At 73.9% G+C, this 25,382-nt stretch carries 24 protein-coding genes and 1 pseudogene; 10 read left to right on the top strand and 15 right to left on the bottom strand.

Annotated elements, in window-relative coordinates; translation table 11 throughout:
• The coding region (locus ACZ6N8_RS30780) for a glycosyltransferase family 4 protein (RefSeq protein ID WP_466014517.1) at window positions 1-1,044 on the top strand (1,044 nt) is incomplete at its 5' end.
• 96 nt (window positions 1,045-1,140) lie between these two features.
• A complete protein-coding gene (locus ACZ6N8_RS30775; RefSeq protein ID WP_466014515.1) occupies window positions 1,141-1,785 on the top strand; it encodes a maleylpyruvate isomerase N-terminal domain-containing protein in 645 nt (214 codons plus the stop codon).
• 745 nt (window positions 1,786-2,530) lie between these two features.
• Here the strand turns inward: ACZ6N8_RS30775 and ACZ6N8_RS30770 are convergent.
• From ACZ6N8_RS30770 to ACZ6N8_RS30755, 4 genes are all read right to left on the bottom strand, one after another.
• Window positions 2,531-3,814: a citrate synthase gene (locus ACZ6N8_RS30770; RefSeq protein ID WP_466014513.1), complete on the bottom strand. Its 1,284-nt coding sequence runs from the start codon at window positions 3,812-3,814 to the stop codon at window positions 2,531-2,533.
• Between the two features lie 175 nt (window positions 3,815-3,989).
• On the bottom strand, window positions 3,990-6,002 hold the full coding sequence (locus tag ACZ6N8_RS30765) for a sulfatase-like hydrolase/transferase (protein WP_466014512.1): 2,013 nt from the start codon (window positions 6,000-6,002) through the stop codon (window positions 3,990-3,992).
• Window positions 5,995-7,398 (bottom strand): methyltransferase, encoded by a 1,404-nt coding sequence (locus ACZ6N8_RS30760; RefSeq protein WP_466014522.1) that lies wholly within the window; start codon window positions 7,396-7,398, stop codon window positions 5,995-5,997. Before ACZ6N8_RS30760 ends, ACZ6N8_RS30765 begins: the two co-directional genes overlap by 8 nt.
• Before the next feature lie 38 nt (window positions 7,399-7,436).
• Window positions 7,437-7,586 (bottom strand): hypothetical protein, encoded by a 150-nt coding sequence (locus tag ACZ6N8_RS30755; protein ID WP_167517342.1) that lies wholly within the window; start codon window positions 7,584-7,586, stop codon window positions 7,437-7,439.
• A 191-nt stretch (window positions 7,587-7,777) separates the two neighbouring features.
• On the opposite strand from ACZ6N8_RS30755, the gene ACZ6N8_RS30750 reads away from it, so the two are divergent.
• Window positions 7,778-8,635, top strand: coding sequence for an arginase family protein (locus ACZ6N8_RS30750; protein WP_466014510.1), 858 nt, complete (start codon window positions 7,778-7,780; stop codon window positions 8,633-8,635).
• 12 nt (window positions 8,636-8,647) lie between these two features.
• Here the strand turns inward: ACZ6N8_RS30750 and ACZ6N8_RS30745 are convergent, their stop codons facing one another.
• The 5 genes from ACZ6N8_RS30745 to ACZ6N8_RS30725 all read right to left on the bottom strand — a co-directional run bounded on the left by ACZ6N8_RS30745 (window position 8,648) and on the right by ACZ6N8_RS30725 (window position 14,682).
• Window positions 8,648-9,877, bottom strand: a complete 1,230-nt coding sequence (locus tag ACZ6N8_RS30745; protein ID WP_466014508.1) for a bifunctional glycosyltransferase family 2/GtrA family protein — start codon at window positions 9,875-9,877, stop codon at window positions 8,648-8,650.
• The gene (locus tag ACZ6N8_RS30740; protein WP_466014506.1) at window positions 9,874-12,093 is read right to left on the bottom strand and encodes a glycosyltransferase family 39 protein; all 2,220 of its coding nucleotides are present in this window, start codon (window positions 12,091-12,093) and stop codon (window positions 9,874-9,876) included. Before ACZ6N8_RS30740 ends, ACZ6N8_RS30745 begins: the two co-directional genes overlap by 4 nt.
• Window positions 12,094-12,137: 44 nt before the next feature.
• Window positions 12,138-13,589 (bottom strand): sensor histidine kinase, encoded by a 1,452-nt coding sequence (locus ACZ6N8_RS30735; RefSeq protein ID WP_466014521.1) that lies wholly within the window; start codon window positions 13,587-13,589, stop codon window positions 12,138-12,140.
• A 31-nt stretch (window positions 13,590-13,620) separates the two neighbouring features.
• The gene (locus tag ACZ6N8_RS30730; RefSeq protein WP_357992322.1) at window positions 13,621-14,367 is read right to left on the bottom strand and encodes a response regulator transcription factor; all 747 of its coding nucleotides are present in this window, start codon (window positions 14,365-14,367) and stop codon (window positions 13,621-13,623) included.
• 84 nt (window positions 14,368-14,451) lie between these two features.
• The gene (locus ACZ6N8_RS30725) at window positions 14,452-14,682 is read right to left on the bottom strand and encodes a hypothetical protein (protein WP_466014504.1); all 231 of its coding nucleotides are present in this window, start codon (window positions 14,680-14,682) and stop codon (window positions 14,452-14,454) included.
• 199 nt (window positions 14,683-14,881) lie between these two features.
• Here ACZ6N8_RS30725 and ACZ6N8_RS30720 point away from each other — a divergent pair, with 199 nt between their 5' ends.
• The 3 genes from ACZ6N8_RS30720 (at window position 14,882) to ACZ6N8_RS30710 (ending at window position 17,436) form a co-directional block, all read left to right on the top strand.
• Window positions 14,882-15,820, top strand: coding sequence for a serine/threonine-protein kinase (locus tag ACZ6N8_RS30720; RefSeq protein WP_466014503.1), 939 nt, complete (start codon window positions 14,882-14,884; stop codon window positions 15,818-15,820).
• Between the two features lie 69 nt (window positions 15,821-15,889).
• Window positions 15,890-16,315: an OsmC family protein gene (locus ACZ6N8_RS30715; RefSeq protein WP_354823038.1), complete on the top strand. Its 426-nt coding sequence runs from the start codon at window positions 15,890-15,892 to the stop codon at window positions 16,313-16,315.
• Between the two features lie 272 nt (window positions 16,316-16,587).
• Window positions 16,588-17,436, top strand: coding sequence for a hypothetical protein (locus tag ACZ6N8_RS30710; RefSeq protein ID WP_466014501.1), 849 nt, complete (start codon window positions 16,588-16,590; stop codon window positions 17,434-17,436).
• A gap of 13 nt (window positions 17,437-17,449) precedes the next feature.
• On the opposite strand, the gene ACZ6N8_RS30705 is transcribed toward ACZ6N8_RS30710, so the two are convergent.
• The 5 genes from ACZ6N8_RS30705 to ACZ6N8_RS30685 all read right to left on the bottom strand — a co-directional run bounded on the left by ACZ6N8_RS30705 (window position 17,450) and on the right by ACZ6N8_RS30685 (window position 21,893).
• Window positions 17,450-17,980: an ATPase gene (locus ACZ6N8_RS30705; RefSeq protein WP_466014499.1), complete on the bottom strand. Its 531-nt coding sequence runs from the start codon at window positions 17,978-17,980 to the stop codon at window positions 17,450-17,452.
• Window positions 17,981-18,102: 122 nt separating this feature from the next.
• A complete protein-coding gene (locus ACZ6N8_RS30700; protein ID WP_139582652.1) occupies window positions 18,103-18,549 on the bottom strand; it encodes a response regulator in 447 nt (148 codons plus the stop codon).
• A 68-nt stretch (window positions 18,550-18,617) separates the two neighbouring features.
• The gene (locus ACZ6N8_RS30695; protein ID WP_466014497.1) at window positions 18,618-18,965 is read right to left on the bottom strand and encodes an STAS domain-containing protein; all 348 of its coding nucleotides are present in this window, start codon (window positions 18,963-18,965) and stop codon (window positions 18,618-18,620) included.
• 118 nt (window positions 18,966-19,083) lie between these two features.
• Window positions 19,084-20,133 (bottom strand): cobalamin B12-binding domain-containing protein, encoded by a 1,050-nt coding sequence (locus ACZ6N8_RS30690; protein ID WP_466014495.1) that lies wholly within the window; start codon window positions 20,131-20,133, stop codon window positions 19,084-19,086.
• Entirely contained in the window at window positions 20,130-21,893 is a 1,764-nt protein-coding gene (locus ACZ6N8_RS30685) for a SpoIIE family protein phosphatase (protein ID WP_466014493.1), read from the bottom strand. Before ACZ6N8_RS30685 ends, ACZ6N8_RS30690 begins: the two co-directional genes overlap by 4 nt.
• Before the next feature lie 204 nt (window positions 21,894-22,097).
• Here ACZ6N8_RS30685 and ACZ6N8_RS30680 point away from each other — a divergent pair, with 204 nt between their 5' ends.
• Window positions 22,098-22,487 carry an STAS domain-containing protein gene (locus tag ACZ6N8_RS30680; RefSeq protein WP_466014491.1) on the top strand — a complete coding sequence of 130 codons (390 nt, stop codon included), beginning with the start codon at window positions 22,098-22,100 and terminating at the stop codon, window positions 22,485-22,487.
• A gap of 82 nt (window positions 22,488-22,569) precedes the next feature.
• Window positions 22,570-22,914: an STAS domain-containing protein gene (locus ACZ6N8_RS30675; protein WP_466014489.1), complete on the top strand. Its 345-nt coding sequence runs from the start codon at window positions 22,570-22,572 to the stop codon at window positions 22,912-22,914.
• A 69-nt stretch (window positions 22,915-22,983) separates the two neighbouring features.
• Here the strand turns inward: ACZ6N8_RS30675 and ACZ6N8_RS30670 are convergent, their stop codons facing one another.
• Window positions 22,984-23,298 (bottom strand): hypothetical protein, encoded by a 315-nt coding sequence (locus tag ACZ6N8_RS30670; protein ID WP_387121203.1) that lies wholly within the window; start codon window positions 23,296-23,298, stop codon window positions 22,984-22,986.
• Window positions 23,299-23,500: 202 nt separating this feature from the next.
• On the opposite strand from ACZ6N8_RS30670, the gene ACZ6N8_RS30665 reads away from it, so the two are divergent.
• Window positions 23,501-24,475: a DUF2267 domain-containing protein gene (locus ACZ6N8_RS30665; RefSeq protein WP_466014486.1), complete on the top strand. Its 975-nt coding sequence runs from the start codon at window positions 23,501-23,503 to the stop codon at window positions 24,473-24,475.
• 79 nt (window positions 24,476-24,554) lie between these two features.
• Window positions 24,555-25,331 (top strand): annotated as a pseudogene (locus tag ACZ6N8_RS30660) (spermidine synthase); the annotation flags it as partial.
• Window positions 25,332-25,382 lie beyond the last annotated feature (51 nt).

Genomic DNA, 25,382 nt, shown 5'->3' with positions numbered 1-25,382 from the left:
TTCAACCACACCCTCACCCGCACCGCCCTGCGCGCCACCGAAGCCGGCACGTACGACGTCATCCACGCCCACGACTGGCTCGTCGCCCACACCGCGATGACCCTGCGCGACCACCTGGACATCCCGCTGGTCACCACCATCCACGCCACCGAGGCGGGGCGGCACCAGGGCTGGCTGCCCGAGGAGATGAACCGCACCATCCACGGCGTCGAACACTGGCTCAGCGGTGAGTCCGGCCGCGTGATCGTCTGCTCCGGGTACATGCGCGACGAGGTCAACGCACTGTTCGGCGTACCTGCCGGACGGGTCGACGTGGTCGCCAACGGCGTGGAGCCGCACCGCTGGCGGGTGCCGGCACGCGCCGTGGCCGCCGCCCGCGCCCGGTTCGCCGGCGACGGCAAGCTTGTCACCTTCGCCGGCCGTCTCGTGTACGAGAAGGGCGTGCAGCACCTGATCGCCGCCCTGCCCCGGCTGCGCGAGCGCCACCCCGGCCTGCGCGCCGTGATCGCCGGCGACGGGCCGTACCGCGCCGAACTGGAGGCCGAGGTGCACCGCCGTGGCCTCGGTGGCATGGTCACCATGCCGGGCTTCCTGGGCGGCACCGACCTGCCGGCGCTGATGGCCGCGTCCGACTGCTTCGCGGTGCCGAGCATCTACGAGCCGTTCGGCATGGTGGCCCTGGAGGGCGCCGCCGCCGGCGCACCGCTCGCGGTGGCCGCGACAGGCGGCCTCGCGGAGATCATCGAGCCGGGGATGACTGGTACGACCTTCGCGCCGCACGACCCGGACGGGCTGGGCGACGCCGTGGACGCGCTGCTGTCCGACCCCGACCACGCCCGCGTCATGGCCCGCCGCGCCCGCCGGATGGTCCACGACCAGTACGGCTGGTCGGCGATCGCCCAGCGCACCGCCGCCAGCTACGCCGCCGCCATCGCCACCGACGCGGCGTGCACCGCCGAGCGGGCCGAGCGGCGCATGTCCCAGGGGCGGGCCCTCCCGGCGCTGCCCGAGGGCAACCTCCTGGCCGCCGCCGGCCTGCGCTGACACCGGGATCGGCGGGGCCGCCGGCGTCGGGTGTCGACGCGCCGCGGTCGGCGACCTGAGCGGTCGGGACGCCCGCCGCGCTGCCAGAATGTGCGGATGTCTCACCCTGTCGATGCCCTGGACGCCGCCTTTCCGGTCGCCGCCGCGATCGCCCTGGATCTGATCCGGCGGCCCGAGGTGACCGAGCGGTGGTCGGACCCGAGCGCCCTGCCGCACCTGTCCGTCGGGGGCCTCGCGTGCCACCTGGGGCGCCAGGCGGTACGCGCGGCGGAGCTGCTGCCGGCGGCCACCGACCTGCCCACGCTGGAGTCGGCGGACAGCCACTACGAGCGGGCGGCCTGGGTCAGCGAGGGCACCCCGGACGAGGCCGAGGTCGCCGCCGGCCCGGACGAGGCCGACGCGGCGCGCGGCCCGGCGGACCTGCACACCAGCTCCACCCGCGCGCTGGAGGTCGTCGGTGACCTGCTGGCGCGTGGTGCCGCCCGCGATGTCGTACCGATCCCGTGGCAGGGCTGGTCCCTGCGCCGCGCCGACTTCCTGCTCACGCGCCAACTGGAGATCGTCGTGCACTCCGACGACCTCGCGGTGAGCGTCGGCGTGCCCACGCCGGAGTTCCCGGCGGAGGTCTTCGACCCCGTACGCGACCTGCTGGTCCGACTGGCCGTCCGCCGGCACGGCCAGTCGGCGCTGATCGGCGCGCTGAGCCGCAGCGAGCGGACCCAGGACATCTCCGCCTTCTGAGCCCAAGGTCCGCCGCGCCCCACACCCCGCGCCGCTCTCGGGCGCGATGTCCCCCGGCCCCTGGGTCCCTTGTTCGTCCCCTGTCGAGCTGCCCCAGATATGGGGCGGGCCGCCGGAAGCGAAAAGCGGGAATCAGCGTCACCGAAGCGCGGATCAGCCCCGCCGAAGCACAGATCAGCGTCACCGAGAAGCCCTGGGGCCGAGACCACCCCTTGATCGACTCCGGTTCGCCGACCTTGTGGTGTCTTAACGCTGTGGACACCGCGATATCGGCGAACTGGAGTCGATCAAGGGTGAGTCCAGCCAGACCAACCCGCGAAGCCATCCGTCGGCGTGGCAGGCCGGAAATCGTTCGCTTGAAACCCACCACGCGCCACGCCACGCCCCCGCCACGCCACGCCCGCCTCGCCCCACCTCCGCCAGGCCACGCCTCCGCCACGCCTCGCCCCGCCTCCGCCACGCCCCGCCTCGCCCCGGCCCATATGTGGGGCAGCTCGACAGGGGCCGAACCAGGGACTCGGGGTACGGCCCGCAGGGCCACCGGCCCGGGCAGATCGGCCGGCCCGCAAGCCGGAAAGCCCAGCGGAAGGGCCGCAGACCGTTCTGCGAGGCCCAGCGGAAGATCCGGCCGAAGCGCCCGGGCCACCACGGGAGAGGGCGGGTGGGTACGGCGCAGGCCGCCGGCCCGGATCGGGGCGGCGGCCTGCGGATGATGCGGTGGTGCGGGTGGTGCGGGGAGCGGAGGTCAGCGCTCGGCGAAGGGGACGTAGTCCCGCTCGGCCGAGCCGACGTAGACCTGCCGCGGACGGCCGATCTTGGTCTCCGGGTCGCTGATCATCTCGCGCCACTGGGCGATCCAGCCGGGCAGCCGGCCGAGCGCGAACAGCACCGTGAACATCTTCGTGGGGAAGCCCATGGCCTTGTAGATCAGGCCGGTGTAGAAGTCCACGTTCGGGTAGAGCCGACGCGACACGAAGAAGTCGTCGGCGAGGGCGATCTCCTCCAGCTCCATGGCGATGTCCAGCAGCGGGTCCGGCTTGGCCATCCGGCCCAGCACGTCCTGCGCGGCCTTCTTGACGATCGCCGCCCGCGGGTCGTAGTTCTTGTAGACCCGGTGGCCGAAGCCCATCAGCTTGACGCCGTCCTCCTTGTCCTTGACCTTGCGGACGAAGGAGCGGACGTCGTCGTCACCGGCGTGGATCTGCTGGAGCATCTCCAACACCGCCTGGTTGGCGCCGCCGTGCAGCGGGCCGAACAGCGCGTTCACACCGGCGGACACCGAGGCGAACAGGTTGGCGTTGCTGGAACCCACAAGCCGCACGGTCGACGTAGAGCAGTTCTGCTCGTGGTCGGCGTGCAGGACGAACAGCATGTCCAGCACCTTCGACATCACCGGGTCGACCTCGTACGGCTCCGCCGGCACGCCGAAGGTCATCCGCAGCAGGTTGTCCACGTACCCCAGCGAGTTGTCCGGGTAGAGCAGCGGCTGCCCGATGGACTTCTTGTACGCGTACGAGGCGATGGTGGGGACCTTCGCCATCAGCCGGACCGTGGAGATCTCCACGTGCTCGGAGTCGAACGGGTCCAGGCTGTCCTGGTAGAAGGTCGACAGGGCGCTCACCGCCGAGGACAGCACCGCCATCGGGTGGGCGTCCCGGGGGAAGCCGTCGAAGAAGCGGCGCATCTCCTCGTGCAGCAGCGAGTGCCGCCGAATCCACTCGGTGAACTCGGTCAACTGCTGCTCGGTCGGCAGCTCACCGTAGATGAGCAGGTACGAGACCTCCAGGAAGGAGGACTTCTCGGCCAGTTGCTCGATCGGGTATCCCCGGTAACGCAGGATCCCCGCGTCGCCGTCGATGTAGGTGATCGCGGATGAGGCAGCCGCGGTGTTGACGAAACCGGGGTCGTACGTCGTCATCCCGGTTTCCTTCAGCAGCTTGCTCACCCCGATACCGGCGGGGCCCTCGACCGCGGGATGTACCGGCATCGACAGCTGCCCACCGGGGTGATCGAGCTTGACTTCCGTCATGTGTTCCTCGCTTCGCCGGCAGATCTACGTTGAATTGCCTTCGCTTCTACCGTAATTGCGGCTCCGGGGACAACGCCCGCCGTGGTTCGGCGGTGAGGCCTGCGTCACCCGATTCCCGACCGGATGGCCGGGAAACCACCATCCCGGCACGCGGGACCGGGTGCGCGACCCGCGTTCAGGACAGCGCGAGGCGTCGCAGCGTACCGTCCCGCGCGACCTGGTAGACGTCCAGCTGGTTGGTGCCGGCCCGGAACAGCCTGTCGTCGGTGAGCAGCGCGGCGAACCGGCGACCACCGGGGTCGGGCGGCACCACCGGGACGACCGCCCCGATCCTGCCGTTCACCGCCACCGCGAGCATCGTGCCGTCCGGTATCCGGTCGGGCACGTCGCCCCAGACGAGCGCCGGCAGGGTGCCGGTGTCCGGGTCCATCGACCGGAACGCGGCCAGGTCGGCGACCCGCGCGTTGCCCTCCGTCGCGCCGGCCCGGACCTCGGTGCCCACCAGGGGGTGCGGGGCCGGCAGCGGCGGCGGGGCGGGCACCCCGCCGGGGAAGGTGACCGGCTCACCGGGCCGGTCGTAGAAGTGCTTCGTGCCGTCGGTGCGCGGGGCCTGCCGGGCGGAGCGGCCGTCGACCCGCCAGGGCAGCCGGATGCCTGCCTCGTCGGCGACCGTCGGCAGCAGGTCGACGTGTTCCCAGTTGCGGTCGTCCACCCGGCCGGCCTGCTGCCGGGGCTCCTTGACGAACATCGGCACCCACGCCACCTCGCCCGCCGCCGCCTTGATCGCGTCCATGCCCCGGCCCTGGGCGCCCGGGCGGAAGCTCACCCCGTGGTCGGCGGTCACCACCACGAGAGCCTGGTCGTACAGGCCGCTGGCGCGCAGCGTTCGCAGCGTCTCGCCGATCAGCCGGTCGGTGTAGCCGAGCTGCGCGAGGTGACGTTGCCGGGCCAGGTCGATCCAGCCGGCGCCGTCGTTGGGCAGGTCCTCCGGGGCGTCGTAGCGCGCTCCGGACGGCAGGTACGCCCACGGCGAGTGCGGCATCAGCAGGTGCAGGAAGTGCAGCACGGGCCGGGGTTGGGGTTTCAGCCCGGCCAGGAAACTGGTGAAGCGGGCGGGCTGGTTGTCGTCGAGGCTGTCCCAGCGGAACTTCGGGTCGGCCGGCACCGGCTCGGCGGCGTCCAGGCCCACCTCGGCGCGGGTCCTCTCCCGGTAGGAGTCCTCCGGGTCGACGGCGCTCTCCGTCGGCCCGGCGACCTGCCCGAGCAGCTTGCCCGTCTCGCGGACCAGCACGCCGAGGCCCTGCTCCGGGGCGACCGGCTGCTCGCAGCGGCTGGGCGGGCAGAGCCGGGTGATGCTCTCCTCGGCGCGGATGTCGTACAGGCCGCCGAAGGCGGTGAAGATGTTGTCCGGGTACTGCGAGTAGTGCGGGGCGACAGGCCGCGACGGGTACTTCCCGGTGAGCATCGCCGGCAGCGCGTTGGGCGTCCAACCGCTGACGCCCGTGGCGTTGCGGTACCAGGTCGAGGCGCCGGCCAGCTCGGCGAAGTTCGGGTAGCGGGCCGCGTCGATCCGCCCGTCCGCGCCGAGCAGACTCACCAGCGGCAGCTCGTCCAGGATCAGCATGACCACTGGCGGGTGCACGCCCGTACCCTGCGCGGTGCCGGCCGCGCCGCCGTCGCCGCGTGGCAGCACCACAGCCGAGGCCGGTGAGACGAACAGGAACAGCGCCACGAAGGCCACCGGGCCGACGGCGGCCAGCCGCAGCACCCGGGCGGGCGCCCGCCACCGCCGGTGCGCGAGCGCGCCGGCCGCGCCGGCGAGCACGGCCACCACCAGCAGGGGTACGCCCCGAAGCGGTGTCAGGTGTCGGCCCACCTGTACGGCAAGGGCGGCCAGCAGCAGCCCGACCAGCCCGGTGTGGGTGACGGCGCGGGCGGTGCGGCCGGCGAGTCGACCGAGTGCGCCGAGCAGCGCCACCGGCACGGTGGGCACCACCGCGACCAGGGCGACCAGCAGCAGGATCTGCCCGGTGTCCGCGCGGTGGAACAGGAAGAAGTCGGGGCTGCGGCCCAGCACGTCCAGCAGCGGTTGGGTGACCACCAGCCCGACCAGCGCCACGACCTCCAGCAGGCGGCCCACCTCACCGCGCCAGCCCCGCTCCCACCGTCCGAGCGCCGGTTCAGCCACCCATCACCGCCCGGTAGAGGGTGCGGGTGCCCGACGGCAGTTCCAGACGCCCGGTGATCCGGCCACGGGCGGCGAGCAGAGCCTCGAAGGCGTCCCGCCGGTAGTCGGGGAACAGACCCTCGGGCTTGTTGGCGAGCAGCCGCCGGGTCATCGGGTCCTCGGGATGGACGAACTCCACCACCACCGCCCCGCCCTGCGCGGTCAGCCCCGCCAGCCAGTCGACGATCTCCGGCAGCGGCACGTTGCGCCCGATCGCCAGGTGGTGCACCACCGCCAGGGCGAGCACCGCGTCGGCGTCGGCCCGTTCGGCGAAGCCGGCCCGCTCCACGCCCCGCCAGCCCCCGCCGGGTGACGGGTCGGCCAGGTCCAGCACCAGCGGCAGGACGCGCTGCTGGCCCTCGGCGCGCAGCGCCCGGTACAGGTCGTCGACGACCGCCGGGTCCTGCTCGACGGCGACCACGTAGTCGGCGTACGCGGCGGCCAGCCGGGAGTACCTGCCGTCGTTGGCACCCAGGTCGAGCACCAGGCGCGGCCTGGTGCCGGCGGTCAGCGCGGCGGTCACGAACTGTTCCTTGGCCGTCCGGTCCTGCGCCGAGTAACCGCAGGTGCGCTGGTAGTCGGCCCAGTGGCTGCCGGTCGGGCGGCGCTCCAGGCGGTGCAGCAGCTTCTCGATGCCACGCACCGTGGACAGCAGCAGCTCGCGGGAGAAGCCGGCGGCGCGCAGCTGGGCGCGTACGTCGGTGGTGCTGGCGGCGGCGTTGCGGTGCTGCATGGCGCCGTGCAGGTGCAGGTGGGTCAGCACGCCTGGGCGCAGCCGGCGGGTCCCGCCGAAGAGCGGGCGGAGCTGCTCGGCCTCGATGCCGTCGACCTGGGCGCGCAGCCACGGCTGGAAGTCCACGCCCAGGTGGGCGGTGAGCATCAGCGGGTAGAGCACGGTCTGGCAGAACTGCCGGTAGCCGGCCCACGGTTCGCCGTCGCGTACCGGCTCGAACGAGCCGACGTCGATGAAGACCGGCTGCACGCCGTGCCACTGGAGGTTGTAGGCGGAGCCGTCCTTGGTGGTGAAGCCGTCGGCGAGCGCCGCGCCCAGGATCTCGGTGTGCAGCAGTGCCGCGTCACGCAGCATGGCGAAGGACCACTCGTACGGGTGGGAGACGAACGGGATCCGCTCGTGGCGCAGCACCGCCGCCCACGGCAGCCCGGCCGGCACCAGCGCCTGCGGGGCGTCCTCGGTGGCGCAGACCTTGCCCGCGGCGACGAGGGCGGGGAAGAACGCGCTGGCGGTGAGCGCCCGCCAGTGGTCGGCGGCCCGGGTGTCCAGCCCGCGCAGCACCTCGTCGCCGACGTGGAAGACCCGGTTGGCCGGGTCGCGGAAGGAGGCCGGCTCGGCCCGCACCCGGGTGGGTACGGGCGGCGTCGCCGGTACGGACCGGGTCACCGCTGGTCGGTGGGCTGTCGACGGAACCTGTCGACGAGTCTCCGCCAGTAGAGCTTGGCGGCGACCGCGACGCCGGCGACGCCGCCCACGACCGCCTGCACGATCAGGCTGCCGGACCCCGCGTCCAGGTAGGCCAGATGGATCACCGATCGCTCCTTGTCCTCGCCCCGTGTCGACGCCGGCGTCCCGGGGCGTACAGCGGTGAGGCTTTTGACCCAGAAAGCCGGACTTCTGCCACCGTACGCCGATCGTCAGCACCGTCGCGGGCACATCGGCGTACTCCCAGCCTCAGCACAGAATGGGGTCGGGACGCCCGTCCCGCCGGTACGCTGCGAACGTGCGCTGGACGATCGTGGACGCGCCGCTGGACTCCTCGGGCGCGGGGCGCGGCGAGGAGCGGGCCCCTGCCGCACTGCGCGACGCCGGCCTGCTGGACGCCCTCGCCGCCGACGACGGCGGCCGGGTCGACGAGGCGTGGTTGCGCGACCCGGTGCGGGACGCGGCGAGCGGCGTGATCGGCGCGGCCGGCCTGGTCGGCGCAGGCGCGGCCATCACGTCCCGGATCGTGGCGTTGATCGCCGACGGGCGGCGGCCGCTGGTGCTCGGCGGGGACTGCGCCATCCTGCCCGGCATCTGCCGCGCCCTGCCGCCCGCGACCGAGCTGTGGTTCGTCGACGCCCATCCGGACTTCCTCGACGGCGGGACGTCGCCGACCGGCGAGGCCGCCGACATGGACCTGTCGGTCGTCACCGGGCACGGCCCGGCCGCCGCGATCGGGTACGACGGCCCGCTGCTCGATCCCGGGCGGGTCCACCTGCTCGGGCACCGTCCGGCGGACGACGACAGCGGGCGGGTCGAGTCGTCCCGGATCGACCAGGCCATCCACCAGCTGCCCGCCGCCGCACTGCTCGGCGAGGGTGCCGCGGCGGTGGGTGCCAGGCTGGCCGCCGGCGGAGCCGGGCCGGCCTGGCTGCACCTCGACCTGGACGCGGTGGACCCGCGCGACCTTCCGGCGGTGACCTATCCCGAACCGGACGGGCTGCGCTGGCCCGACCTGATCGCGCTCGTCACTCCCCTGGCCCGCGCCGACCGGCTGCTCGGCATGAGCGTGACCGACCTGAACGTCGACGAGGACCCCGACGGGCGTCACACGCGACGCGTCGTCGAGGCCCTCGCCGAGATGCTGGGCGGGTGAACGGCAGGCGTCTCAGCTCCTGCGGTGGTGCATGCCGAGGCGCAGCAGCACGAACCGCAGCACGGTGGCGGCCAGGTTCGCGGCCACCAGCACCGCCACCTCCACCGATCGGTCGGGCGAGACGGACACCGCGTGCAGCACGGCCAGCGAGCCGCTGGTCAGCGCGAGACCGAGCCCGAAGGCGAGCAGTCCCTGCGCGTGGTGCCGGCCGGCGTGCCGGCGCCCGCTGATGCCGAACGTCACCCGCCGGTTCGCTGCCGTGTTCGCCACGGCGGTCACCAGCAGCGCCAGCAGGTTCGCCGGTTGCGCGCCCAGCGCGCCCCGGGTGGCCACGAAGAGCAGCAGGTACGCGAGCGTGCTGGCCACCCCGACGGCGGCGAACCGGACCAGCTGCCGGGGCAACCCGGCCGGCACCCGAGCGGGCGGCGCGGCCAGCGGTGCCCGGCCGAGCTGCGCCCGCAGGTCGGTCAGCGGCAGCCCTCCGGTCAGCAACGCCCGCCCCAGCCGGCCGATGCCGCGCAGGTCCGCCAGGGCGGTGGCGACGATGTCGACACGGCTGTCCGGGTCGTCGACCCAGTCCACCGGCACCTCGTGGATGCGCAGTCCCGCCCGCTGGGCGAGCACCAGCAGTTCGGTGTCGAAGAACCAGCCGGTGTCGCGTACCAGCGGGAGCAGCCGAGCGGCCACGTCGGCGCGGATCGCCTTGAACCCGCACTGCGCGTCGGAGAACCGCGCCGCCAACGCCCCGCGCAGCAGCAGGTTGTACGCCCGCGAGATGACCTCCCGCCTGGTCCCGCGCACCACCCGGGAGGTACGCGCCAGCCGGGTGCCGATCGCCAGGTCCGAATGCCCGGAGATCAGTGGCGCGACAAGCGGCAGCAGCGCCGCCAGGTCGGTGGACAGGTCCACGTCCATGTACGCGAGCACCGGCGCGGACGACGCCGACCAGGCGGCCGACAGCGCCCTGCCCCGGCCCTTGGCGTCCAGGTGCAGCACCTCGACGCCGGGCAGTTCGCCGGCGAGACCGTCGGCGATGGTCAGGGTGCCGTCGACGCTTGCGTTGTCGGCGATGGTGATCTGGAACGGGTACGGGAAGTGTTCGCTCAGGTGGGCGTGCAGCCGCCGTACGCACGGTCCGAGGTCGGTCTCCTCGTTGTAGACCGGGATCACCACGTCCAGCACGGCGCCGGCGCCGGCGGGGCGGGTCCGGACGGCGGCGCGGGGACCGCTGACCGCGCTCACGACGCGGCCCCGCCGGTGCTCAGGTCGTAGACGGTGACCCCGTCCACGGTCTGCGGTGTGAAGGTCTCCTGGACCCAGGTGGAGATCTCCTGTGAGGCCGAGCTCCCGCCGTTGGCCCGGAAGCCACCGCCACCGACGAAGTAGTGGATCTTCCTGTCGGCGACGTGGCGCTGGAACTGCGCGAGGGTCGGTGACGGGTCGCTGCCGTTGAATCCGCCGATCGGCATCACCGGCTTGCCGGTGGCGAGCTGGTAGCCGGAGGCGTTGTTCGAGCCGATGGTCGCCGCCACCCAGGTGTAGGTGTCGCTGTCGCGCTCCAGCAGCTCACGCAGCGCGGCGCTGGGCTCGCGGGCGTCGAGCAGCCCGCCCATCCCCCCGGCCGCCTCGCGGCCCTGGCCGCCGCCGGGAGAGCCGGGCATCTGGCCGCCCCCGGGGAAGCCGGGCATCTGGCCGCCCCCGGGGAAGCCGGGCATCTGGCCGCCGCCGGGGAACCCGGGCACCTGACCGCCGCCGGGGAACCCGGGCATCCGGCCACCGTCGCGGCCCCCCGGATCGCGGCCGCCATCGTCCCGGCCCCCGCCGGGGAACTGGCCCCCGGCCGGTCGCCCGCCGGGGAAACCGCCGCGCCCAAAGGCGCCAGCCACGGACGGGCCAGCGCTCGGGATCGAGCCGGTGTGCGGGGTCGCAGCGGTCTGGACCGCGTACGCCGCCGGACCGGCGAGGGCCGCCGCCACGCCCAGGCCCAGCACCACGGGCACGAACCGGCGGGGCAGCCGGGTGACGAGCAGGAGCAGCACCGCGCCGAGCAGGCCGGCGACGAGCACCACGACCCGCAGCCACGGGTACCAGTCGGGGCTGCGCCCGAGCAGCACCCACGCCCACCAGACGGTCACCGCGAGGGTGCCGGCGAGCGTCACCGTGGCGGCGAGTGGACGCCACCGCTGTGCGCGTGACCCGGGCACCGTGGCGCCGTCCGGCGCGGGACGCGGGCGGCGTTGCCGCCAGAGCAGCGTCGCGCCGATGCCGACCAGCGCGCCGACGGCCGGGGCGAGCGCCACCGTGTAGTACGCGTGGAAGATCCCGGACATGAAGCTGAAGATCAGGCCGGTGACCAGCAGCCAACCGCCCCAGAGCAGCAGCCCGGCACGCGTCCGGTCGGTACGCGCCGCCCGCCCGGCCAGCACCAGCCCGGCGACGAGCAGGATCAGCGCGGCCGGCAGCAGCCAGGACACCTGACCGCCGATCTCGCCGTCGAACATCCGCAGCAGGCCGGTCTGCCCGGAGAACGGGCCACCGCCTCCCCCGCCCATCCGGGGACCTGCGCCGCCGACGCTGCCGACCTCGTCACCGGTGATCCGGCCGAGGCCGTTGTAGCCGAGGGTCAGCTCCAGGATGCTGTTGCCCTGCGACCCGCCGATGTACGGCCGGGCGCTGGCCGGGACCAGCTCGACGAGCGCCACCCACCAGCCTGCGGACACCAGCACCGCGAGGGCGGCCAGCAGCAGCTGCCGGACCCGCCGCCACAGCCCGGTCGGCGCGGCCAGCAGGTAGACCCCGGCGAAGACGGGCACCACGAGGAACGCCTGGAGCATCTTGGTCAGGAAGCCGAAGCCGACAAGCACGCCGACGAGCACGATCCACCGGGTGCTGGCCGTCTCCACCGCCCGCACGGTGGCGTACGCGCCGGCGACAAGCAGCAGGACCAGCAGCGCGTCGGGGTTGTTGAACCGGAACATCAGCGTCGCCACCGGGGTGACGGCGAGGACCGCACCGGCGACCAGGCCGGCTACCGGCCCGTACCAGCGCTTCACAGTCGCGTACAGCACGCCCACCGAGGCGACCCCGCACAGCGCCTGCGGGACGAGCATGGCCCAGCTGTTGAGCCCGAACAGGCGTACCGACAGGGCCATCAGCCACAGCGACGCGGGTGTCTTGTCGACGGTGATGGAGTTGGCCGCGTCCGACGAGCCGTAGAGGAACGCCTTCGCGCTCACCGAGCCGGCCTGCACCGCCGCCGCGTAGAACGAGTTGGCCCAGCCGGAGGCGCCCAGGCCCCAGATGTAGAGCACGGCGGTGGCGAGCAGAAGGGTCGCCAGCGCGGGCCGGGTCCAAGCCGGTGAGCGGCGCGTCGGCGGCGGGGGCTCGGCGGGGCGCGTCGCCGTTGGCGGCGGGCCCGGGTCGGCGGGCGTCGTCGGTAGGGCCTCGGTTCTGTCCATGCGCCAAGCCTTGGGCGCCGGGCTGGTGCGACGCCGTGCGCCGTCTATGCGTCGGCTGTGGGATTGGGCAGCCGGACGGTGAAGACGGTCCGTCCCGGGCGGCTGTGGACCGCGACAGTGCCGTGGTGGGCCTCCACGACCGCCGCGACGATCGCCAGGCCGAGGCCGGTGCTGCCGTGCTCCCGCGACCGGGAGCTGTCGCCCCTGGCGAACCGTTCGAACATGGCCGGTCGCAGCTCCGCCGGCACTCCTGGCCCGTCGTCGGCGACGGCGAGCACCGCGTCGTTCCCGTCGACGCTCAGCGTGGTCGTCACGGTGGTGCCGGGTGGGGTGTGCACGCGTGCGTTGGCCAGCAGGTTCGCCACCACCTGGTGCAGCCGGGCCGCGTCGCCGGGCACCCGGATCACCACGTCGGGCAGGTCGAGCTGCCAGTGGTGCTCCGGGCCTGCCACATGGGCGTCGCTTACCGCGTCGATCACCAACGCGGTCAGGTCGACCGGTTCGACGGCGAGCGGCCGGCCGGTGTCGAGGCGGGCCAGCAGCAGCAGGTCGTCGACGAGACTGGTCATCCGGGTGCTCTCGGACTCGACGCGACGCAGCGCGTGCGCCACGTCGGCGGGAACCTCGTCGCGGCCACGCCGGGCCACCTCGGCGTACCCGCGAATGGCCGCGAGGGGGGTACGCAGCTCGTGGCTGGCGTCGGCGACGAACTGGCGTACCCGGGTCTCGCTGGCCTGCCGGGCGGCGAGGGCGTCGGCGACGTGGCCCAGCATCCGGTTCAGCGCCGCGCCGACCTGGCCGACCTCGGTACGCGCGTCGGTGTCCTGGGCCGGAACGCGGACCGCGAGGGCCACCTCGCCCCGGTCCAGCGGCAGCTCGGTGACCCGGGTCGCGGTGGTGGCCACCCGGTTCAGCGGGCGCAGCGTGGCCCGCACGATCAAGGCGCCGGCCGCACCGGCGATGACCAGCCCGACGGCGGCCACCCCGGCCTGCGCGGCGACAAGCGCCCAGACGGTCTCCTGGACGCCGGACAGCGGGATGGCGACGACGCGTACCCGGCCGTCCCAGTACTGCCGGGCCACGGCCCGGTAGTCACCGCGGGCGCCGAGGTCGACGGTGCGCGGCGTGGCCCCGACCGGCAGGTCCGCCAGGGCGGCGACCTCCCCGACCGGGACGGCCTGCTCGTCGGGGAACGGGTCGTCGCTGGACGGGCTGTTGGTGAGGGTCCGCGCGCTCGTCACCCGGCCGTCGGTGATCACCGCGACCACCGTTCCGGACGGCGAACCGGGTGGGATGGCCGGACCGCTGCCCGGGAAGGCCGGCCGCCCCGGACGGTCACCCCGCATCGCCGTCGCGGGCGCGAGTTGCGCGTCGAGCCGGTCGACCAGGAAGTGCCGCAACGCCACAGTGGTCAGCCCGCCGATGACGACGCTGACCACGGCGAGCAGGGCGACAAGGGCGAACACCAGTCGGGTACGCAGGGACCGGCCGGCCAGCCACCGGCGGGCGGCGCGCACCGGGCGGCGGCTACTCGGCCGGCTTGAGGACATAACCCGCGCCGCGCAACGTGTGGATCATCGGTGCGCGCCCGGCGTCGATCTTCTTGCGCAGGTACGAGATGTACAGCTCGACCACGTTGGCCTGGCCGCCGAAGTCGTAGTTCCACACCCGGTCGAGGATCTGCGCCTTGCTGAGCACCCGGCGCGGGTTGCGCATCAGGTAACGCAGCAGCTCGAACTCGGTAGCGGTGAGGGTGATCAGCTGGCCGGCACGGCGTACCTCGTGGCTGTCCTCGTCGAGGCTCAGGTCACCGACGGTGAGCACCGCGTCCTCCCGGGCGGCGACCGCGAAGCCGGAGCGGCGCAGCAGCGCGCGCAGCCGGGCGATCACCTCCTCCAGGCTGAACGGCTTGGTGACGTAGTCGTCGCCTCCGACGGTCAGGCCGGCGATGCGTTCCTCGACGGCGTCGCGCGCGGTCAGGAAGAGCACCGGCACGGTCGGGGCGTGCTCGCGCAGCCGGCGCAGCACCTGGAAGCCGTCCAGGTCGGGAAGCATCACGTCGAGCACCACGGCGTCCGGTTGGAACTGCCGCGCGGCGCTCAGCGCGGCCATGCCGTTGCCGGCGCTGCGTACCTGCCAGCCCTCGTAGCGCAGCGCCATCGACAGCAAGTCGGTGAGCGTCGCCTCGTCGTCGACCACCAGCACCCGCACCGGCTCGCCGTCGGGGCGACGCAGCTCGATCCGGCCCGGCGCGACCTGCCCGTCCATCACCATGCCCCCATCGTGGGCGGAGCGCCTGTGCCGCGCCCCTGCGCCGCCTGTGCGCCAGCTGTGCGGCAGGCGCGCCTCACGGCCGGTTCACTCGGACACCCCGAACGCGTCGGTACGGACGAACCGCATGGTCCAGCCGCCCAGGCCGTCCGGCTTGTCGCGTTCGTAGAGGTGGTCGGGGCCGGGCTGGTTCGGGCCGGTGCCGTCGGGATGGCGCATGATCCACCGTTGCGGCGGGGTGCCGTCCGGGCCGGCCGGCACCTGCCGTACCAGGCCGTCCGCGGGCCCGTCGACGAAGCGTACGGTGACCTCGCCCATCGCGGCGTCCCCTCGGTGACCGTGCCGGCACGCTCGGTGAGCCGGCCCTGGCTCGCAAGCTACCGCACCCGCCGTGCGCCCGCAGCGAGGTACGGCGGGATCGACCCCGACGACTGCTGCGTCGGTTTGCCCAGCTCGGAGCCCGGGTATCGCGATCGGAGCACCCGCCGCCGGCGGGTCGGGGGGCAAGGAGTGATCGATGCGGACGCTGGGCGGGCGGTACCGGCTCGAACAGCGCATCGGCGTCGGCGGGATGTCGGAGGTGTGGCGGGCCCACGACGAGGTCCTGGACCGGCCGGTCGCGGTGAAGCTGATCCTGCCCGGCCCGGACGGGCAGCACGGTCCGGTGGAGCGGATCCGCGAGGAGGCCCGCTCGGCGGCCCGTCTGGTGCACCCCAACGTGGCCAGCGTGCACGACTTCGGCACCTCGTCCACACTGCCCGGTCGTCCGGTGCCGTACATCGTCATGGAACTCGCCGAGGGCGAGACGCTCGCCGCGCACCTGCGGGCCGGTCCGCTGGACTGGCGGATCTCCACCCGGGTGTGTGCCGAGGTCGCGGCGGCGCTGGCCGCCGCTCACGCCAGCGGCATCGTGCACCGGGACGTGAAGCCGGCGAACGTCATGCTCACCCCGGCCGGCGTGAAGGTGCTCGACTTCGGCATCGCCACCCCCACCGGCGCACCGGACCCGCTGCCGGCGGGAATGCTGATGGGCACGCCCGCGTACCTGGCGCCCGAGCAGCTCGACGGCGCGGCGGCCACCCCGGCGGCGGACATGTACGCGCTAGGGGTGCTGCTCTACTACTGCCTCACCAGCCGCCTGCCGTACCGGGCGGACAGCACGAGCGAGCTGCTCGGCGCGCGTCGGAGCCGCCCGCCGGACCGGTTGCCCGAGATCGACGGGCTGCCGCCGGAGGTGGTGGAGCTGTGCCACTCGTGCCTGGCCCACGACCCGGCGCGACGCCCGACCAGCCTGGTCGCCGCGCTGCTGCTCGCCGAGGCCGTGGACGCCCGGGTGTACGTGCCGATGCTGGTGCCGGCCCCCCGCGAACCGGCTCCGGTGTCGCCGTGGACCGAGCGCGCGGCGACGGAGGCCACCGAGGCCGTGGCGCTCACCGACGGGTGGGACGCGCGCTGACCGTCGCGCTCGCGGCGTTTCGGCGGGCCACTGCCGGGTAGCCGGGCGGTGAGCGACGGGAGAAACGCGATGCCGGATCAGAGTTCCTGGCTGCGTGAGGCCACCGCGACCGCCGAGGGCGGTCACGTACGCACCGACGATGGCGGGCTCTCCACCGCGCTGGCGTCACCGCTGGCGCCGCACTGCACCGGGCTGACCCCGGAGCAGCTGCTGGCGGCCGCCTTCGCGTCCTGCCTGCACCACGCGGCGGTGGAGGTGGCCGGGGAGATCACCGACGAGGCGCACACGGTCCAGGTGCGGGCGGAGGCGAAGCTGGGACGCGACAACGACGGCCGCTACCGGGCCGACGTGCACGCCGAGATCTCGTCGGCCGGTCTCAGCCGGGACCAGCTCGCGGACCTGGTCGAGTACGCCGACCGGCTCTGGCCCTTCTCCAGCGGCGACAACACCAGGCATCGGCTGACCGTCACGCCCGCGGAGAACGGCCGCCACTGACCCTCCGGGTGGGCAGGTCGGCGCCAGACGTTCCGGCACGGCGCCCTCACCCGTACGGGTGATGCCGCCGTGCGGCCCCGATCCGGCGCGCGGACTCGACCGGATGACCGCCTTCACACGGCCAATCGGAAATAACCGTCTGGCCCGATCGGCGAGGTTCTGGGCTTTGCTATGGCCTTCGCCCCTTATTGTGTCCGCGATCCGGGCAAATTGTGGCGCATGCCACCGTAAGGGCCGATGGCATCGGGCCCTGAGCTATCTAGCCTCGGCGGGTGCATCCCGACGACCCCGCCGACCAGAAGCTGACCGACGCGCGCTCGACCACCCTCTCGGGCGACGCCGCCTCAACCGAACGGACGATCGGCCGTCACCGGGCCCCCGAACCGCCGCGGCGGAGCCTGCTGGGCTCCACGCCGGTCCGGGTCGCCCTGGCCACAGGTGTCACCTGCTGCCTCGGCCTGGCCGCCGTGGCCACCGCCCGCGGCGCCGAGGACGACAGCCGCCCCGTGGAGCCGCTCGCCGAGGCGGTCGCCGACCGCGCCGCCATCGCCGACGAACGCGCCTCCCGCTCGCTGGACCGGGACCTCGCCCCCGCCCGGGTCACCCCCAGCCCGGTGGCGACGCCCACCCCCAGCCGCGCCGCCGTCCGCAAGGCCCCGAAGAAGCCGGTCAAGCCCCGCCGGCCCCGCCCGGTCGCCGGCCTCGACCAGGCCCAGATGGACAACGCGAAAATCATCGTGGACGTCGGCCTGGAGATGAAGATGCCGCGTCGCGCCCTCGTGGTCGCGCTGGCCACGGCGATGCAGGAGAGCAACCTCTACAACCTGGCCAGCGACGTGCTGCCCGAGTCGGCGCAGTACCCGAACCAGGGCAGCGGCTCCGACCACGACTCGGTCGGCCTGTTCCAGCAGCGGCCCAGCAGCGGCTGGGGCACGGTGGCCGAGCTGATGCGCCCGTCGTACGCCGCCCGGGCCTTCTACTCGGCGCTCAACGAGATCCCCGGCTGGCAGGACATGAGCGTCACCGCCGCCGCCCAGTCGGTGCAGATCTCCGCCTACCCCGACGCGTACGCCCAGCACGAGGAGCGGGCCACCACCGTCGCGGCGGCCCTCACCGCGTGACCTGAGGAGCGCGCTACCGGGTCTGCTCCGCGCCCAGGCCACCGGCGGCCACCCGGGTCGCCGGCACGCCCGTGCCGGCCGCCGCCGTCGCCGTGTCGGCGGGCACCGCCTCGGCGGCCATCTCACCGTCGACCGTCACCCCGCTGAGGATCTCGTCGGCCCGCGCCACGCGCCGCCGTCGGGCGTGCAACGCCGCCTCGAACTCACGGCGGGCCTGCACGGCCTCGGCGTACGCCCGCTCGCGCACCTGCCGCGCCTCCGCGCGGGCCTCGTCCAGCTCGGCGCGGGCCTGGGCCAGGATCTCGGCCGCCTCCCGACGCACCACGTCCTGGCTGCGCCGGGTCACCGCGGCGTCGCCCAGATCGAGCCGCTGGAGCAGGCCGCTGAGAAACGCCGCCTCCTCGCGGATCTCGTCCCACTCCCGGGCGGCCCCGGCGGCGCACTCGGCCCGCGCGGCGAGCCGGGCCAACCGGACCCCCAGCTCGTCCAGGCAGGCATCCACCTGCCGCATGTCGTAACCGGTCTCAACGACGGAGAACCTCATACTGTCGCCCCCCAGGCAGCTGCTGTTACTTCCCCACTGGATCCTCGACGGCGCCGGCAGCGGCCGAGGAGGTTCGGGAAAAATGTTCAGCATCCGAGGGCGCGGACGGCCCGACCCCGGTCTCAGGGGCGCTTGGGCAGGACCACCACCCGGCCGAAGAACTCGTCGATGCGGCGTACCACGTCGTTGAAGTCGTCCAGGTCGATCGGCTTCGTGACGTACGCGTTGGCCTGGAGCGTGTAGCTGCCGACGATGTCGGTGTCGGCGTTCGAGGTGGTCAGCACCACGATGGGGATGGTGCGCAGATCCTCGTCCTGCTTCACCGCGCCGAGCACCTGCCGCCCGTCCATCCGGGGCATGTTCAGGTCCAGCAGGATGACGTCGGGGCGTCGCGCCTGCTCGTGGCGGCCCTCGGCGCGCAGGAACTCCATCGCCTCCTCGCCGTCGCTGACCACGTCGATGACCTTGTCGACGTCCGAGTCCGCCAGCGCTTCCTCGATCATCAGCACGTCACCCGGGTCGTCGTCGACCACCAGGATGCGTACCGGCTGCGGGCTGTCTACGCCCATCACTACCTGCCTCGAGTCGACGGAGACGGGACCTGACGGTCACCGTGTTGGCGGGAAAATCTAGCCCATCAGGAGGCGCTGCGGGACGCCGGGTCGACAGTGTCCGGTTCGTAGCGCAACACGTCTGCCAGACCGGTGACCCGCAACACGCGCTCGACCCGACCGTGGGCGCCGGTGAGCCGCAACCAGCCGCCCTGGGCGGCTGCCCGGTTGTCCCCCCTGACGAACACGGCCATGCCTGTGGAGTCGCAGAACGTGAGGTCGGCGAGGTCGAGCAGCACCCGGCTCTCGCCCGCCTCGGTGAGCCGGTCGATCGCGGCGGTCAGCTCGGGGGCCGTGCTCAGGTCCAGTTCACCGGCGAGCTGCAAGCGAGCGCCACCGCCGTCGCGCCCGGCGTACCTGACGCTGAACGTCACCGTTCTCCCCCTCGCTCCACCCGCTCCGGTGGGACGTTTGCAGTGCGGCAAGTATACGCAGAGGTAGGTCGGCGACCGCAGGCCGCGGTGATCGACTCGGTTGTCGCCGGTAGGACCCTCAGCGCACGGCGTGCGAGTCCCGTGCCGCCGCGCCCGGCCGGCTCAGCGCCAGCGTGTGCGCCGCACGCGGGAAGTCCCGCAGGACAGCGGCGTAGTGCCCCAGGGTCAGGTCGACGGCGGCGGCCGGCACCCCCCGGCTCCCCAGGATCCCCACCAGCCACTCGACGAAGTCGGTGAACAGCGACGGATCGTCCACGTACAGCGCGGCGGCCAGGAAGTCCACGATGTGGCCCAGGTCGCTGATCGTCGAGTCGAGCTGGGCGGCCGTGTAGCCCCCCACCGCCGGCACCCGCTCCCGCAGGTCGGCGAGTGCGCTGTCGATCAGCTCGCCCCGCCTGCGGACCAGACTCGCGTACTCGTCGTCGGCCAGGTGCGACAGCTGGGCCGGCGGGACCCGGCGCAGCGCGCGCTCGTCGGCGATCAGCTCGGCCGCCGCGGGCGCGCTCGGGGCCCACGCCGCGCCGAGCCGGGCGGCCCACCGCCCGTCCGGGCCGAAACCACGACCACCCACCACCACCGGTACGTCCGAGCGGCGGCACGCCTCGATCATCCGGTGGGCGTGCGGCAGCCGCATCGGCAGCGCGCACGCCAGGGCGACCGCGTGCGCGTCGTGCCGGTGCAGGTACGACACGAGGTGCGCCGCCGGCACGCTGGCACCCAGGAAGGTCACCTGCCAGCCGCGCAGCCGCAGCACCTCGGCGACCAACCGGGGTGGCAGGGCGTGCCACTCCCCGTCCATGCAGGCCACCACGACGCGCCCACCGGTGGGGCGGGGGTTGGCGTGCGCGGCCACCGCCGCCACCACCCGTTCGCTGATGTGCGTGGCGGCGTGCTCCTGCGCCACGCTCCACTCGTTGCGCGCCCACCTCTCGCCCACCTCGGCCTGGGCGGGCGCGACCAGGTCGAGCAGCACCCGTTCGGCGGGCACGCCCGCGTCGAGCAGGGCGATCGCCACGTCGATGGCGGCGTACTCGTCGGCGTCGCTGAGACAGTCCAGGTAGCCGCGGTACGCGTCGGTCGGGTCGACGGCAGCCGTCGGAGCGCTCACGAGTCGGTCTCCCTCCGCGGTTCGGCGCTTACCGGCTCGGGCACCGAGTGCAGGTGCCGGGCGCTACGGCCGCCCGGGCCGGCCGCGCGCAACGCCAGCACCGCGATGTCGTCGTGGTCGCCGTGCCCCAGCCAGTCGCAGGTGACCTGCTCGACCCGCTCGGCCAGGGCGGGCGCCGGCATCCGCTGACAACCGGTCACGGCGGTGAGCAGCCGCTCCTGGCCAAACTGCTCGTCGCCCCGGAGACCACCACGGGCCTCGGTCACCCCGTCGCTGTAGAGCAGGCACGTTTCTCCGGGGGCCAGCCGGACGGTCACCTCGCCGACGCGCGGATCGGGCACCACCCCGATCAGCATGCCGCGCAGCGGCACGACCTCGACCTCGCCCGAGGCGCGCAGCAGCAGCGGCGGCAGGTGCCCCCCGCCGGCCATGGTGAGGGTGAGGCCACCGTCGCGGTGCGGGCGGGCCACGCCGAGCACCATCGTGGCGAACCGGCCCTGACCGTGCGCCTGGGTCGTCTCCAGCAGGGCGTCGTTGAGCAGCCGCAGCAGTCGGCCCGGATTCGACTCCAACCGGTGCAGCGCCTGGAGGCACTGCCGCAGCTGGCCGGTGAAGACGGCCGCCTCGACACCCTTGCCGGACACGTCGCCGAGGAAGAACACCGAACCGCCGTCGGGGAGCCGGTGCGACCCGTAGAAGTCGCCGCCGATGCGCAGCCCCGCCTGCGCCGGCCGGTACGCGGTGCCCCACTGCACGCCGGCGGCCTCGGCCGGCTCCACAGGCAGCAGACTGGCCTGGAGGGTGTCGGCCACCTCCGCCTGGTCCCGGTAGAGCAGCGCGGTGGTCAACGCGGCGCCCGCGCGGGCCGCGAAGGCGCGGACCAGCTGCACGTCGTCCTCGTCGTACCAGCGGGTGTTGCGACGGGCCACCAGCAGCACGCCGGCCGGGGCGTCCCGGCCCGGCAACGGAACGACCCGGGCGGTGCTTTCGGCGCCGCTGAGCCCGGGCAGCCAGCCGGCGTCGACCGCCTGCTCCACCAGCCAGTCCACCGCGTGCGGCTCCACCCCGCTCAGCCCGTCGGCGATGGCCGCCGGCAGGTCGGCGCCGGGGAGCACGCCGCTGTCCACCAGCGGTGTCTCGTCGTCGCCGCGGGACGCGCGCCACCAGCGGGCCCGACCTGCCCGCGGCGCGAGCACCAGCACGGCCACCTCCGCCAGGGTCGGCACGGCGAGACGGACGACCGCGGCGGCGGCCCGATCCGGATGAAGCGGATTGCCCAGCTTGTCGCCCACCACGGCCAGGAAGGCCGACCGGGCCCGCTCGGCCAGCAGCGCGTCGGCGCGGCTCGCGCTCTCGGTGACGTCCTCCACGTACCAGCAGCACCGGCCGCCGGACAGGGACACCCGGCGGGCGGTGAGCTGACGGCCGCCGTGGATGAAACGCGCCGGGCTGTCGTCGCTCAGGCCGGCCACACCGGCGGCGGTGAGCTGCTCGCCGGGGACCACCTCGGGCAGCAGCCGCTCGGCCACCGGGCTGACGTGCCGCACGACGCCGTCGGCGTCACAGATCACCAGACCCTCGCGGAAGTGCTCGACGACCTCGGACCAGTCGGGCTCGGCCCGATCCCGGTCGGGAGCCAACGGAGGCAGAACCGCGGGCTGGGGCGCGGCGTCGGCGGAGAACACCAACGCCCGGGTGACACTCGGCGTGGAAATCCGTCCGTCGCCCGGGTCGAAGCCCCTGACGTCGGAAGCAGTCACCAGCTGAGCCTCACTCCTCGTGGTCCACCGGACCCACGCGGGGACCGGCGTCTGGGATCACCTGTCTCCCGACCACCCTACGCCGGCATGCCGAAAGCGGCACCTCGCGGCAGCTCGGCGGGCCCGGACCGCGTACCCGGCGGACCTCACGGGGCGTTGTTACGATCCTTTCCGAACCGGCCCGAGCGGCACCGGTGGAAGGGCGTGAACGTGCTATCCCCAGGGCGACGACCCGAGGCCACACCGCTGACAACATCCGTCGATCTGTCCGACCCCGACGGGCCTCTGATCCGGGTCGTCGGCGAGCTGGCGTACGCGACGTGCGCGCCGTTGCGCGACGAGGTCGACCGGGTGCTCGCCGACGCGCCACGGACCCTGGTACTGGACTTCGGCGACCTGCACTTCATCGACAGCACCGGCCTCGCCGTGATCGTGCACGCCTGGCGGGAGGGCCGGGAGGTCGGCACCACGGTCCGGCTACGGGCCGTCCCCGCGTTCCTGGCCTCCATCCTCGACATCACAGGGGTGGCGGGGCTGCTGACCAGGCCCGCCCAGGCGCGACCGGGCGAGCAACGACCCGCGGCGACCGGCTGAGCGTTCACGGACGCACCGCGACGCGGGCCACGTGTCGGTCCCCCGGCTTTGCGTTCGGGCCCGGGACTGGGAACATGGTGGAATGCCCGACCAGCTGCTGACCATCGAGGTGACCCGGCCCGACGCCGGGCACGTCCAGCTGCGGCTGACCGGCGAGCTCGACTACGACACCGCACCCGAGCTGATCACGGCAGCGGCGCAGCTGAGCGGCACGGGCGACGAGCGGCTGCTCATCGACCTGACCGGGGTGAGCCTCTGCGACTCCTCCGGGCTCAGCGCGCTGCTTGTGGTGCACCGCGCCGCCGGAACGATCCGGTTGACAGGGGTCAGCCCACAGCTGCGGCAGATGCTCGACCGCACCGGCCTGACCGAGCTGCTCGCCATCGACCACGTCACGACCGACGCCGACCTCCGCTCCATCGGCTGAACCGGCCGCCCCCGGTCGGGGGGGGTGGCCCCCGACCCTGGGACCTGGGGTCGGGGGCCGGAGGAATGTCTAGGGAGCCGTCATGGGCTGGAGCCGGGGTCCGTCGTCGCGGAGCGCGCCGAGCGGCGTCGCGTCGGCGTCCTCCGGAACGCCCGAATCGGGCGTCTGGTACAGGTAGCGGACGAACTCCGCACCCGCCTCGTTGTCGTCCGCGCCGGGCCACTGGCCGATGCAGTCCATGCCCACCACCTCACGGCCGGACCCGTCGGACTCCTCCACCAGCGCCCACAGGCTCACCGGGTAGCACCTGGTGGCATCGGGCGTGAGCTGCCAGCGCGCGTACCAGCCGGGTCGTGCGGGGACGATCTCGACGATCCGCTTCATGACGACCTTCCTTCCGCGTGCCTCGGAAGAACTCCGGTCCTGAGCCGATCGTGCGGGCCGTGCGGGTGAGCGCCCCTCACCCGTGGCGGATGAAGCCCGTCGAGGCCCGGCCGGCCCACCCGGCAGCGTCCGTTTCGGCTCCCGGGACGGCGGGAAGGCGACGGGCGGCAGTCACGATCCCCAGCGGAAGGGGTGTCACGCCATGCGCAAGCAGATGGAGGGCGACAACCAGCGGCGCCGGGCACTGGCCCGGCAGGCCCGCGAACAGGGTCGCCAGCCCAGCGAGTTCGGCGCCAGTCTGAGCGCCTCCAAGCAGGTCAGCAGTCTCGACCAGAGCAAGAGAGCCGGGCCACCGCCGGCCGGCCGGCACAAGCAGGACTCCACGCGCGGTGGGCCCGCCCCGCCGGCGCTCGGAACCCCTGACAATCCGCGACCGCAACCGTCCCCGCCGGCCGGTGGGGCCGGAGTGAGCAGCGTGGGCTACCAGGACCTCGTCGGTGAGGTCGGACGCCGGGCCGGTGTGGACTTCCAGACGGCCAAGGTCGGCGCCGAGGCGACAGTGCTGGTCCTGGCCTTCGCCCTGGAGGCCGCCGAGCGGCAGCGACTGCTCGCCGCGGTCCCGAACTCGCTGCACGACGTCCTGCCGGTCGACGGCATCGAGCGGCACCGCGACCTGCCCGGCTTCCTGGCCGAGGTGGGCCGGATCAGCGGCCGTACGCCGGAGCAGGCCCGCTACCAGGCGGAGGCGACGCTCACGGCGCTCGCCGACCAGGACGGCGACCTCGTCGAGTCGCTGCACGTACCGGACGGGCTGCGCGAGCTGCTGAACCCGCCGGAGGCCGGCGGCGGTCTCGTGGGCGCCTCCACCACCACGCCCACGCTGGACGCGGACCAGCTCCAGGCGGCGCTCGACGACCTGCCGTACTGGGCCGGTGACAGCGGCGGCCTGTACCGCGTGGTCGCCTTGCCGCCGGACAACCTGGACCGGGTGCTCGACCGGCTCGACCGGCTGCGTCAGGAGACCGGGCGCGGCCCGAGCATCGGGCGCCCCGGCGGCACGGCTGCCGTGCTTACCGTACGGACCAGCCAGGCCGACGGGGTGACGGCACTCGACGTGGACCTCGCCCACCGGATCGACGACGCGATCGACGAGGTGGGCGCCGGGATGGCCGGCTGACCGGCCACCGGCGCGGACGACGGCCGGCGGACGCGGGGCACGACCCGCTCCGCCGGCCCGCTCGGCTAGCGTGCCGGTCATGAATCGCGCCGCCGACCGGCTGGAACTGGTGACCGATCCGGTCCGCCGGACCGGGCGGACGCTGCTCTCGGCAGGCGTCGAGCAGTCGTACGTGGACGTCGAGGACCCGCGGCACCTGCACTTCGAGTACGTCCGGCGGATCGCCGCCGCGGCGGAGCTGGCGGCCCCGCGCGGCGTCCCGCTGGACGTCCTGCACCTCGGTGGCGGCGCGTTGACGCTGCCCCGCTGGCTGGCGGCGACCCGGCCCGGCTCGGCGCAACGGGTCGTCGAACGGGACGCGGCGGTGGTCGAACTGGTCGCCCGGGAGCTGCCACCACCGCCGCCCGAGGTGCGGGTGGAGGTCGCCGACGCCAGGGAGGCGGTCACCACGGCCCCGGCCGGCAGCTACGACCTGGTGATCGCCGACATCTACCGGGCGGCCCGGATGCCCCGGCACGTCCGTACCGTCGAGTTCGCGGCCGAGGTGGCGCGGACCCTGCGCCCGGACGGCCTCTACCTGGTGAACGTCACGGACCTGCCGCCGCTTGTCGGCACCCGCGTGCAGGTGGCGGTCCTGCGGGCGGTCTTCGGCGACGTGTGCGTGCTCGGCGACCGGCGGATGCTGCGTGGCCGCCGCTACGGCAACCTGGTGCTCGCCGCGACGCCCCGCCCCGGCGGGCTGCCGGTCGGCAGGCTCGCCGTGGCCGCCCTGCGCGATCCGGTGCCCGGCGGTCTGCTGCACGGCGCCGCGCTCGACACGTTCGTCGCGGGCGCCCGCCCCGTCGGCGACGACGACACGCGCCGACCGACCGTCCGCAATCAGGGGTGGTGCCGGGTTTCCGACGGC

This window comes from Micromonospora sp. NPDC047521, assembly GCF_055587305.1.
Note: the sequence above shows the minus strand (reverse complement) of the source record. Positions and strands in the feature narration are given on the sequence as shown.